6 protein-coding genes are annotated in these 12487 nt (G+C 31.5%); 5 read left to right on the forward strand and 1 reads right to left on the reverse strand.

Going from position 1 to position 12487, the window contains the following annotated elements:
- Nucleotides 1-119 precede the first annotated feature (119 nt).
- Entirely contained in the window at nucleotides 120-6527 is a 6408-nt protein-coding gene (locus NSU06_RS05265) for a SasC/FmtB family protein (RefSeq protein ID WP_340779536.1), read from the forward strand.
- Between the two features lie 96 nt (nucleotides 6528-6623).
- Here the strand turns inward: NSU06_RS05265 and NSU06_RS05270 are convergent, their stop codons facing one another.
- Nucleotides 6624-7880 carry a BaiN/RdsA family NAD(P)/FAD-dependent oxidoreductase gene (locus NSU06_RS05270; protein WP_048681699.1) on the reverse strand — a complete coding sequence of 419 codons (1257 nt, stop codon included), beginning with the start codon at nucleotides 7878-7880 and terminating at the stop codon, nucleotides 6624-6626.
- A gap of 275 nt (nucleotides 7881-8155) precedes the next feature.
- Between NSU06_RS05270 and NSU06_RS05275 the strand changes: the two genes are divergently transcribed.
- The 4 genes from NSU06_RS05275 to pepV all read left to right on the forward strand — a co-directional run bounded on the left by NSU06_RS05275 (nucleotide 8156) and on the right by pepV (nucleotide 12487).
- Complete coding sequence (locus NSU06_RS05275; protein WP_017176348.1) at nucleotides 8156-9793, forward strand: putative polysaccharide biosynthesis protein; 1638 nt, start codon at nucleotides 8156-8158, stop codon at nucleotides 9791-9793.
- Nucleotides 9790-10476, forward strand: a complete 687-nt coding sequence (locus tag NSU06_RS05280) for a pseudouridine synthase (RefSeq protein WP_019835471.1) — start codon at nucleotides 9790-9792, stop codon at nucleotides 10474-10476. Before NSU06_RS05275 ends, NSU06_RS05280 begins: the two co-directional genes overlap by 4 nt.
- Before the next feature lie 26 nt (nucleotides 10477-10502).
- Entirely contained in the window at nucleotides 10503-10934 is a 432-nt protein-coding gene (locus NSU06_RS05285; protein WP_002488017.1) for a YtxH domain-containing protein, read from the forward strand.
- A 143-nt stretch (nucleotides 10935-11077) separates the two neighbouring features.
- Nucleotides 11078-12487: a dipeptidase PepV gene (pepV, locus tag NSU06_RS05290; protein ID WP_048761498.1), complete on the forward strand. Its 1410-nt coding sequence runs from the start codon at nucleotides 11078-11080 to the stop codon at nucleotides 12485-12487.

A 12487-nucleotide genomic window follows, 5' to 3' on the forward strand; every position in this document is an offset into this window, starting at 1 on the left:
TGATATTATATTTAAGTGTGAATATAATATTATGTAAGTGATAGTAACAACTATAGCATACATAAAACATTTTCATTATAACAATTGACATCAAGAGAGAACATCAAGGAGGAAACATAATGAATCTTTTTAAAAAACAGAAATTTAGTATTCGTAAATTTAGTGTGGGGACATTTTCAACGCTAATTGCTACATTAGTGTTTTTATCACATCCTGGTCATGCAGCAACTCATGATGCAGAAACAAATACAAGTGCGCCACAAACGAATGAAAGTGCGACGATTAATAAACAAAATACTAATATTGAACAACCACATAATGAAACAACGTCAGCAAATACATCTAATTCAAATGAAAATAATCGAAATAATGAAAGTAATACTTCAAGTGATTATTCAATTAACCGTGAACGTGAAGAAGGTACAGTGAATAATGTAATTAATAGCACTGAAAATAATACAAATCATAATGAGAAAGTAACAACTAATGACGTAGTTAGTAATGAAAATAATCATGAAACTACAAACGTTAATCAACCACATAGAAGAGGGAAACGTTCAGTAGATAACACTCCTAGTACTACAAATACAGATCCGATGGCTGTAAATGAACAAAATACTGGTCAAATCATTAATGGGACATTTACAGATAATTCACAGGGTGCGACGATACCGACTAAGAATTTAGAGTCTGCAATGAATGAAGCAAATACTGTACCGGGTTGGCATGTAAATAGTAATGATCAAACCATCATTCCATTAATTTGGGGTCCTAAATCGTTGCCCGCATACAATCCTTATATATTCGATAAAACCAATAATAAAATTGGTGTAGTACTATCAAAATATAATGGTAACTTTAATCAAGTTCCAGGTATAGCTGATCCTACAGTAGGATCAATTTACCAAGATGTTGATGTTACTCCTGGATCAGAAATCCAATTACATTATATTTCTAGTAGTATGAATAATATATGGGGGGTTAATGGTGCAAGAGTGTATATTTACGATGCGAATAATCCTTCTACACTTTTATATAAAGGAACTCCGGATATATTACAGAACCCAATTGGTAACTTTGTAGGTGTATTTCAAGTGCCAGAAACAGTCTCACGATTAAGATTAAGATTTGAATCGGCATTAAATCGTAGTACTGATTCTACTAATGGACATAGACTCCTTACTGGTCCTAATAACTTTGGAGGCGGAGTGTTAGCTGATGTTACCATTAATAGTGGCGCATATTTAACTGCGACAGTAAATAATACACACTACTTTGCACAATCTGGATCCATAAATGCTGATCGAGTTTATCAAGAAATAGGGTTTAGAATTGAAAATAGAGGACATTCTAGTTCAAATAAAACAGAATATACGATTGTTTTACCAGAAGATGTGACATATGTATCTACAAAAAATGCTACTGGAAAATTTAATGCAGCAACTAAAGAGTTAACAGTTAAAATAGATCGACTTGAAGCAGGAGCAAGTAAAAATATTTCTATAGGATTATCCTTACCAACTGATCGACCAATTGAAAAAGAATTCTTAGGACATTTGACTTATGTTACAGATGGTATAAATATGAATAGGTTAAGTGATTCTAAAGATTTTGGACGTAATAATGGCGATCATTATACAAGATACGGTGTGCATAATGAATTTGTAAGTGTTGATTCTGCTATGCGACAAGGAGATATTGTATTAGATAAACAAACTATTACAGTTAAAATGTATAAGCAACATTTGAGAGACAAAGTAACAGAAATTGAGGATGATTTAGCCAATCTTGATCAAAACGATAATTCACCAGAAGTATGGGAAGCAATGCAAGTGGTACTTAGAAAAGCTAAAGAAGTATTAGCTGAAACAGATGAGATGCCTATAAGTGAATTGAAAGATCAAGCAACGATTAATAGTATCGATTTAAATTTAGATAAAGCACATGCTAAATTATCATTAGACAAAGTTGCAAGAACTAAAAGAGCGCTCTTTATGGGTAACGATACAGCTACAATTGAAGAAAAAAATGCTGTGATTGAGCAAGTGAATCAAGCACTACAATCTAGTTATACAACTGTTGATCAATCAATGACTTCAAATGATGTAGCAACAAATAAAGACACTGGAATTAATGAAATTACAATGATTGATCTTACTCCAACAGTAAAGCAAGCAGCAATTGATGAATTAACTGAAAGAGCAAATGCTAAAAAAGTAGAGTTTGATAATAATCCTGATGCAACAGTAGAAGAAAAAGAAGCTGCAAAAGCAACGATTGATAATTTAGTGTCAGAGGCTACAACAAATATTATGAATGAAACTACAAATAATGGTGTAGCGCAACAAAAAACAAGTAGCATAGATAGTGTGAATGCTGCTACTATAACTCCAACTGTTCGAAGTAACGCTAGAACTGCAATAGATAATATAGCATCTGCAAGAAAAGTTGAAATAGATAAGGATAATAATGCAACTTTAGAAGAAAAAAATGCAGCTAAAACTGAGATAGATAATTTGGTAGCTAGAGCAAAAGCAGATATTAATAGTCTAAATCACAATAATGAAATTGAAATATTAAAAGAAAACAAAGTAAACGAAATATCACAAGTAGTAGCGCATCCAGTAAAGAAAAATGCTGCTGCACAAGCAATTGATCAAGCCGCTATAGCTAAAAAACAAGAAATTGATTTAATAGAAGATGCGACTATAGAAGAAAAAGAAGTCGCAAAGGTAAAAGTAGATAAAATAGTAACCGAAGCTAAAAATAATATTAATCAAGCAACTACTAATTCAAGTGTAGATGATGCACAAAATGAAGGAATAACTGCAATTAATGCAGTTATTCCAGAAGTGGTTAAAAAATCAGATGCAAGAGATACAATCGATGAGGTAGCCCGAATTAAAAAAGCAGCAATTGATCAAACACCTGATGCAACAGTAGAAGAAAAAGAGGCAGCAATAGCGAAAATAGATCAAGAGGTTACTAAGGCTAAGGAACAAATTCATCAAGCACTAAAAAATGAAAATGTAGATACTGCTAAAACAAATGGTACGAATTTTATTAATGCAATCCAACCAGAAATTACGAAAAAAATAAAAGCAAGAGAGGCAATTGATGAAGTAGCTAGAGCTAAGAAAGAGGCAATTGATCGAAGCCAGGATGCGACAACAGAAGAAAAAGAAGCTGCAAAAGCGAAAGTAGACCAAGCGGTAACGGAAGCCAAAGGCCATATCAATGAAGCAATAAATAATTCAGGTGTCGATGAAGCAAAAACAAATGGTACAACTACAATCAATGCAATCCAACCAGAAGTAATCAAAAAATCAGAAGCAAGACAAGCAATTGATGATGCTGCAAGAGCTAAAAAAGAAGCGATTGATCAAACACCGGGTGCAACAACAGAAGAAAAAGAGGCAGCCAAAGCGAAGGTAGACCAAGCAGTAACGGAAGCCAAAGGCCATATCAATGAAGCAATAAATAATTCAGGTGTGGATGAAGCAAAAACAAATGGTACAACTACAATCAATGCAATCCAACCAGAAGTAATCAAAAAATCAGAAGCAAGACAAGCAATCGATGATGCTGCAAGAGCCAAGAAAGAAGCAATTGATCAAACACCAGATGCGACAACAGAAGAAAAAGAAGCAGCTAAAGCGAAAGTAGACCAAGCAGTAACGGAAGCCAAAGCTCATATCAATGAAGCAATAAATAATTCAGGTGTGGATGAAGCAAAAACAAATGGTACGAATACAATCAATGCAATCCAACCAGATGTGCTTAAAAAATCAGAAGCAAGACAAGCAATTGATAATGAAGTTATTAATAAGAAGACAGAGATCGACAATAATGTTGATGCAACTATAGAAGAAAAAGAAGCCGCAAAATCAAAAGTAGACGAAGCTGCAGTAGAAGCAAAAAATAATATTAATCATACAGAAATAAATCAAGCTGTTGACAAAGCAAAAGAAGATGGTGTTACAACAGTTAGTCATATTCAACCAAATATAGTTAAGAAAATAGCAGCAAAGACTGCAATCGATGAAGTAGCTAGAATTAAAAAAGAAGCGATTGATCAAACACCGGGTGCAACAACAGAAGAAAAAGAAGCAGCGAAATCAAAAGTAGACGAAGCTGCGACAGAAGCAAGAAATAATATTAATCGTGCTTTGTCTAACAATGATGTAGATCAAGTAGTACATAATAGTACGGCATCAATAAATAATATCCAACCAGATATAGTTAAAAAAGAACAAGCAAAACGAGGTATAGATACTCAAGCAAAAATCAAAAAAGCCATCATTGATCAAACATCTGATGCAACGACAGAAGAAAAAGAAGCAGCGAAATCAAAAGTTGATGAAGAGGTAACAAAAGCAAAACATAGTATTGATCAAGCAGTAACAAATAGTGATGTAGATCAAGCAAAAGATAGAGGAACTGTTGCTATAAATAACATTCAGCCAGAAGTTGTAAAAAAAGAGACAGCTAAGACTTCTATTGATCAAATTGCATTAACTAGAAAAAACATCATTGATCAAACACCTGATGCAACAACAGAAGAAAAAGAAGCAGCGAAATCAAAAGTTGATGAAGAGGTAACAAAAGCAAAACGTAACATTAATCAAGCAGTTACAAATAATGATGTGAATCAAGTTGAGCATAATAGCACAATAGCAATTAATAATATTCAACCCAATATTATAAAAAAAATTGCAGCTAAAACGTTAATTGATCAAGTAGCAAGAGCTAAAAAAAATAATATTGATCAAACATCAAATGCGACAATAGAAGAAAAAGAAGCAGCAAAACAAAAAGTTGACGAAGAAGTTACAAAAGCAAAACATAGTATTGATCAAGCAATAACAAATAGTGATGTAGATCAAGCAAAAGATAGAGGAACTGTTGCTATAAATAACATTCAGCCAGAAGTTGTAAAAAAAGAGACAGCTAAGAATGCTATTGATCAAATTGCATTAACTAGGAAAGCCATCATTGATCAAACACCTGATGCAACTGAAGAAGAAAAAGAAGCAGCGAAATCAAAAGTTGACGAAGAAGTCATAAAAGCAAAACATGGAATTGATCAAGCAAGAACAAATAATGACGTAGATCAAGTTGAACAAAATAGCACTACAGTGATAAATAATATTCAGCCGACAGTAGTTAAAAAATCAGAAGCAAGACAAGCAATTGATGATTTAGCTAAACTTAAAAAAGCAACTATTGATTTAACGCAAGAAGCAACTGAAGAAGAAAAAGAAGCAGCGAAAAGTAAAGTGGATCAAGCGTTAACAGAAGCTAAAACTCATATCAACGAAGCAGAAAATGATGATGGAGTTGATAACGCGAAAACAAAAGGGATAAATGTTATTAATACAATCCAACTTGAAATTATAAAAAAAGTAGAGGCAAAACATGAAATTGACCAATCTGCAATTGCTAAGAAAAAAATTATAGATCAAACACCAGATGCAACTGAAGAAGAAAAAGAAGTAGCAAAACAAAAAGTAGATGAAGAAGCTACAAAAGCAAAAGATAATATTGCTCAATCTACGACTAATTCTGATGTTGAAATAGCCAAAGAAAGTGGTAAACATGCTATTGATGAAATTCAACCAGAAATAGTTAAAAAATCTGTAGCTAAACAAACTATCGACGAATTAGCTAAACAAAAGAAAGCAGAAATTGATCAAACACCAAACGCAACAAAAGAAGAAAAGGATGCAGCAAAACAAAAAGTAGAAGAGGCAGTAATGAGAGCTAAAAAACTGCTCGAAGGTGCCAATACTAACTCAGATGTCGATCAGACTACAGAGCAAGGTAAACAATCAATTAATAGTATTCAAGTTGAAGTTATTAAAAAAGCAGATGCTTTATCTAAATTAGAAGTGGAATTACAAAAATTAAAAGATAAAGTATCATCTGATCAAACATTTACAATAGATGAAAAACTATTCATAAAACAAAAACTTGATGAATCATATAAAAAAGCAGAAGAAAAAGTAAACCAAGCTCAAACTAATAAACAAGTTGATAATATAAAAATACATTATCTTCAAGAATTTAATAAAATAGTTCTAATCGACAAAGTAAAATTGAAAGCTAAATCTCAAATCTTTGATGTAGCAAATAAACGTAAAGCGTATATTAAAGGATTAACAAATATATCAGAATATAATAGAAATAAAGCTTATAAACAAATTGATGTTTATGTTATGAAAGCCTTAAATAAATTAGCTGAAAATGTGACTACTAATGATATTAATGAATTAACGAGAGTGACTATTAATGAGATTGAACATGTGAATGTTAAGCAATTTGAAAATAACTTTGGATTGGTTAATGACAACAAAGTTACATTTAATAATTTTAATAATAAATTTAATGTGAATAATAATCATTCAAAATTAAATACTCTACCTTATACAGGTGAAAATGAAAACTCATTATTATCTTTAGCTGAGTTCACATTATTAAGTGGTCTGCTATTATTATTAAAACGAAGAAAAAAAGAAGATAAATAATAAAAAATAAATTCAGTTATCTTCGTATTCAAAATATGAAATAAAAAACACTCCAAAAGTTATAATTTTACTTAACTTTTGGAGTGTTTTTTATTTTTAAGTATATATAAATTGTCTAGCTTCGCTTCCAGCGACGTGGCCGGTAACTAAAGCACTTGTAATATTGTAGCCGCCTGTATACCCATGAATGTCTAATACTTCTCCACATAAAAATAAACCAGGTTGAATTTTTGACATCATTGTTTTAGGCCATATTTCTTTAAGAGAAACGCCACCACCCGTAACAAATGCTCTTTCAATTGAAAGGGTACCATTAACAGTGAAAATGAATTGTTTGAAATGTTCTGCGAGGTGAGTCAACTGTTGATTTGAAAGATGATGAAATGTTGTATTTTCATTAATATTAGCCTGTTCTAGCATAAACAATAAATATCTTTCTTCTATTAAACCACGCAGTGCATTTTTTATATATTTGTCTGGTTCTTCGCTTAAGATTTTCTTTATTTTATTTTCTAAATCTTGTAAAGAAATCTCTGGAAATACATCTAATTGTAATTGTATGTCTTGTTTTTTCTGATTTTTTTGTTCTTTATAAACGAATTGGCTACAACGTAATGCAGCTGGTCCACTTACACCAAAGTGTGTAAAAATCATATCCATTTGATGACTAATACGTTTTTTACCATTTTTCTTTAAAACTGATAATTCTACATTTTTTAAACTTAAGCCTTTAAGTGTTTTATTTTTAATAAAAGATTCACTAGATGTAATAGGAACTTCAGTAGGGAATAATTCAGTAATAGTGTGGCCTAGATTTTTAGCAAATCTGTAGCCATCACCTGTGGATCCAGTTTGGGGGACGCTTGTTCCACCAGTCGCAATAATAACTGTTTTTGATTCAAATTCGCCATCTTGTGTTTTTACTATAAAAGATTGATCATTTTTAGAAATGTCATTAACAACAGTTTCTTCTTTAATTTCAACGTTGTTATTCTTAATTGTATTAACTAAAGTATCAACAATATCTTGTGATTTGTTTGAAACTGGAAACATTCTTCCATGATCTTCTTCTTTTAATTTTATACCACGACTTTCAAAAAATTCTATTATGGATTCGTTATCAAATTTTGAAAATGGACTATATAAAAATTTACCGTTTCCGGGTATATTTTTGATGATTTCTTCATAAGGTAGACGATTAGTCACATTACATCTACCACCACCAGAAATTTTTAATTTTCTTCCAAGACCTTTTTTCTTTTCGATTAATAGAACCTTACTACTATTTTCACTCGCAGCAACTGCTGCCATTAATCCGCTTGGTCCACCGCCAATGATTATTGTTTGATACATATATTAACCTCCGTTATCATACATTTATATTCTACATAAATACTTATTATTTTGCGAACCGAAGTAGAATTTTGCGTTAAAAAGTGTATTAAATACATAAATAAAAAACTTACAATATTTTTATTTAATAATAGTGAGAATAATTGACAAAAAAACTTAAAAAGAAACGAGAAACAATAAGTATTTTGTGATATATTTTATAGTAATGCAAGTCCTTAGTTTAGACAGATGTATAACGACATAGTTTGATTAAATTAAAGATAGGAAGATTGAATATGAGTGAAAATAAGGAAATGGTGCGCGGAACCTTTTTAATAACATTTAGTATTTTAATTACTAAAATTCTAGGTGTTTTATTTGTAATTCCTTTTTATGCGATTATGGGTGCAAATGCGGAGGAAAAGTTAGCGCCATTTAACTATGCTTATGTTCCTTATAATATTGCTATTGCTGTCGCGACAGCTGGAGTGCCTTTAGCAGCTTCAAAATTTGTAGCAAAGTATAATGCAATAGGAGCATATAGAGTTGGACAAAAACTCTATAAATCGAGTTTTATCGTAATGTCGATATCAGGTATTATAGGATTTTTAATATTGTTTTATTTAGCACCTGATATTGCAGTGATTACTTTAGGTCAAAAAGAAGGAAAAGGTGGATGGACAGTACCAGAGATTACTTGGATTATTCGTATCATCAGTATAGTAGTGGTTTTTATCCCACTATTAGCAACATGGAGAGGGGTATTCCAAGGTTATCAATCGATGGGTCCAACTGCTGTATCTGAAGTTACTGAACAATTAGCCAGAATTATATTTATATTAATAGGTAGTTATTTAGTTTTAAATGTTTTTCATGGTACATATCTACAAGCTAATGGTGTAGCTACATTCGCAGCCGCTGTGGGAGCAATTGCAGGTTTATTTACTCTTTGGTATTACTGGAAAAAACGTAAACCTCACATTCAAAAAATGGTAGAGTCTGATCGTACAGGATTAGACATTTCTTATGGAAGAATGTATAAAGAAATTATTGCATACAGTATTCCGTTTGTAATTGTTAGTTTAAACTTTCCATTATTTAACCTTGTTGATCAATTTACACATAACAATGCACTAGATGCAGCAGGATTCCATGCAAATAAAGATTATTTCTTTACGATATTAAACTTTACAACCAATAAAATTGTAATGATTCCAACATCACTTGCAGCAGGTTTTGCGGTAAGTTTAATACCATATATTACTAAAACATATGCAGAAGGTCGTTTAACTGAAATGCATCGTCAAATTAAAACATCAATCGGTGTATTAATGTATATTACAGTTCCAGCAAGTTTAGGGATAATGGCACTGGCTGCACCTTTATATACAGTTTTCTATCAATATAATCCAGATGGAAACAAAATGTTATTTATCTATGCCCCTGTAGCAATATTAATTTCTTTACTTAGTGTTACTGCTTCGATGTTACAAGGTATAGACAAACAAAAATTGACAGTGTTTGTCATTTTAGGAGCCGTTGTATTAAAGTTAGCACTTAATATTCCATTAATTATGACTTTCCATACTGCAGGAGCAATTTTAAGTACTGCTATTGCATTGAGTTTTGCGATTACAGCAAATTTCTTTATTTTAAAAATATATGCGAAATATGAATTTACAGAAACATTTGTGCAAGTAGCGAAAATTTTTATTTATAGTTTAATCATGATGATTAGTGTAGAAATTGTTTACTTAATTTTAGGTCATTTTGTCCCTGTAGAACGTAAATTTGGAGCAATGATTATATTATTTGTTGGGGTTATTATCGGTGCATTAGTGTATGGCGGTATCACAATTAAAAATCGATTAGCTGATCAATTTCTTGGTGAATTACCAGCAAAGATTAGACGTAAAGTTGGATTCTTAAGATGAGGTTAGATAAATTTTTATCGAATATGGGAGTTGGCACGCGTACTGAGGTAAAGCAGCTTTTAAAGAAAAATAGTGTCAAAGTTAATGATAAAGTGGAAAAATCGCCTAAATCCCAAGTGAATCCTGAGCAAGATGAAATTACTGTAGATGGCAAAATAATAGAGTATATTAATCATGTTTATATTATGTTAAATAAGCCCAAAGGATATGTTTCTGCTACTTATGATGATATAAATCAAACAGTGATAGATCTTATTGCTGATTACCGCCATCTTGATATATTTCCAGTAGGCAGACTAGATAAAGATACTGAAGGTTTATTACTTATTACTAATGATGGACAATTTAACCATAATTTAATGAGTCCATCTAAACATGTGTCTAAAACGTATAAAGTAACCTCTAAATATCCTATTAAAAACGAAGATATTATTGCTTTTAAAAATGGAATTGAACTATCAGATGGCAAAGTAAAACCAGCACAACTTGAAAAACTAGATCATAAATTATCTTTAGTTACTATTTATGAAGGAAAGTATCATCAAGTGAAAAGAATGTTTCATTCAATTGATAATGAGGTATTAGAATTAAAACGTCTTAAAATTTCTAATTTGACGTTAGATGAAAACTTAAAATCTGGAGAGTATCGTTTACTAACTTCAGAAGAATTAAAACTTTTATAGTAATAAAAGAGAAAAGGGGTAATATGATGGCTAAAAGTGCAGGTTTATTAAGAATTGTGGCAGGAATTGGTGCTGCAGCGGCTGCAGTAGCATTATCACGTGAAAGTAGCAGAAATAAATTAAAAGCTGAGTATAATAAATATAAAGAAAATCCAGAAGGCTATAAACAAAATGCGAAAGGGCTAGTTAATGATATTAGCTCAAAAGCAAATGAAACAATTCAAAACGTAAAGAATGACCCACAAGGTTATGCAAATCGTTTAAAAAATGATCCTAAATCTTTATTACAAGATGAAAAATCTAAATTCACTAATGTGAATACTAAAAAAAATGATACACATGAATTAGCAGAAGGTAAATTTGATGATGAAGGTGGCGCAACTGTTAATAATAATTTAAGAGTAGTCACTGAAGAAGATTTGAAAAACAATCATAATGCCTTAGACGATAGACATTAAACTTAAATTTTAAAGAAGTGAGAAAATTTTTTCTCACTTCTTTTTTTATATGTACTATGAAATTTTCTGACATCTTGTTGTCATTTAATACTAGATTTATGTAAAATAATAGATATATCTATTGAAAAGGAAGTTGATCTCTAATGTGGAAAGAAAAAGTACAAGAATATGAAAGTCAAATTATTGAAGATTTAAATGGATTACTTTCAATCAAGAGTGTGAGAGATGATAGTCAAGCTTCAGAGGAAGCACCAGTTGGTCCTGGACCTCGTGAAGCTCTTGATTATATGTATAAAATCGCTCAAAGAGATGGTTTTTCTACCCATGATGTTGATCATATTGCTGGAAGAATTGAAGCAGGTCAAGGTGAAGATGTATTGGGAATTTTATGTCATGTAGATGTCGTTCCTGCTGGAGACGGTTGGGATTCTGATCCATTTAAACCTGTTGTAACAGATGATGCTATTGTGGCAAGAGGTACACTTGATGATAAAGGTCCAACTATCGCAGCTTACTATGCAGTTAAAATTTTAAATGAAATGAATGTAGATTGGAAAAAACGTATTCATATTATTATTGGTACAGATGAAGAATCTGACTGGAAATGTACAGAAAGATATTTCAAAACAGAAGAAATGCCTGCTTTAGGTTTTGCACCAGATGCTGAATTCCCTGCTATTCATGGTGAAAAAGGAATTACAACATTTGATTTAGTCCAAAATGTAAGCTCACATCATACTGATCATTCAGAAGCAAAACTTCTTTCATTTGAATCTGGTCAACGCTATAACATGGTTCCTGATCATGCTAAAGCACATATTTTGGTTGAAAAAAATATGACAGACGTAGTTCAACATTTCGAACATTATCTAGACCAACGTCAACTAGAAGGTGAAGCGGTTGTAGATAATGGTGAATTGATATTAACTGTTGAAGGGAAAGCCGTCCATGGTATGGATCCTTCACTTGGTGTGAATGCTGGTTTATATCTTATTGACTTCCTATCAACTTTGAATCTTAATCAAGCTGCAAAAGAATTCGCTGAATTTAGTAATCGTTATTTACATGAATCTCATTTTGGTGAAAAAATGGGTATGAAGTTCCATACTGATGTTATGGGAGACGTGACAACAAACGTAGGTATCATTACGTATGATAAAGAAAAAGGTGGCAAATTTGGTATCAATTTACGTTATCCTAAAGGCTTCGAATTTGAAACTGCTTTAGAACGTTTTAAAAATGAAATCAAATCTCAAGGGTTTGAAATAGAATTAGGTAAAGTTCAACAACCTCATTTCGTAGATAAAAATGATCCATTTGTACAAAAACTTGTCACTGCTTTTAGAAATCAAACAGGTGATATGACAGAACCTTATACAATTGGTGGAGGCACTTATGCACGTAATTTAGACAAAGGTGTTGCATTTGGAGCTATGTTTGAAGATTCAGAGGATTTAATGCATCAAAAGAATGAATATATTACTAAAAAACAATTATTCAACGCAACAAGTATCTATTTAGAAGCAATTTATTCACTATGTGTGGAGGGATAA

It is taken from the genome of Staphylococcus sp. FSL W8-1270 (assembly GCF_038007165.1).
In the GTDB taxonomy this organism is placed as follows: domain Bacteria; phylum Bacillota; class Bacilli; order Staphylococcales; family Staphylococcaceae; genus Staphylococcus; species Staphylococcus hominis.

Excerpts from the sequence above, each read along its gene's own strand:
- NSU06_RS05265 (WP_340779536.1), top strand. The coding sequence starts at position 120 with ATGAATCTTTTTAAAAAACAGAAATTTAGTATTCGTAAATTTAGTGTG.
- NSU06_RS05270 (WP_048681699.1), bottom strand. The coding sequence starts at position 7,880 with ATGTATCAAACAATAATCATTGGCGGTGGACCAAGCGGATTAATGGCA.
- NSU06_RS05275 (WP_017176348.1), top strand. The coding sequence starts at position 8,156 with ATGAGTGAAAATAAGGAAATGGTGCGCGGAACCTTTTTAATAACATTT.
- NSU06_RS05280 (WP_019835471.1), top strand. The coding sequence starts at position 9,790 with ATGAGGTTAGATAAATTTTTATCGAATATGGGAGTTGGCACGCGTACT.
- NSU06_RS05285 (WP_002488017.1), top strand. The coding sequence starts at position 10,503 with ATGGCTAAAAGTGCAGGTTTATTAAGAATTGTGGCAGGAATTGGTGCT.
- pepV (WP_048761498.1), top strand. The coding sequence starts at position 11,078 with ATGTGGAAAGAAAAAGTACAAGAATATGAAAGTCAAATTATTGAAGAT.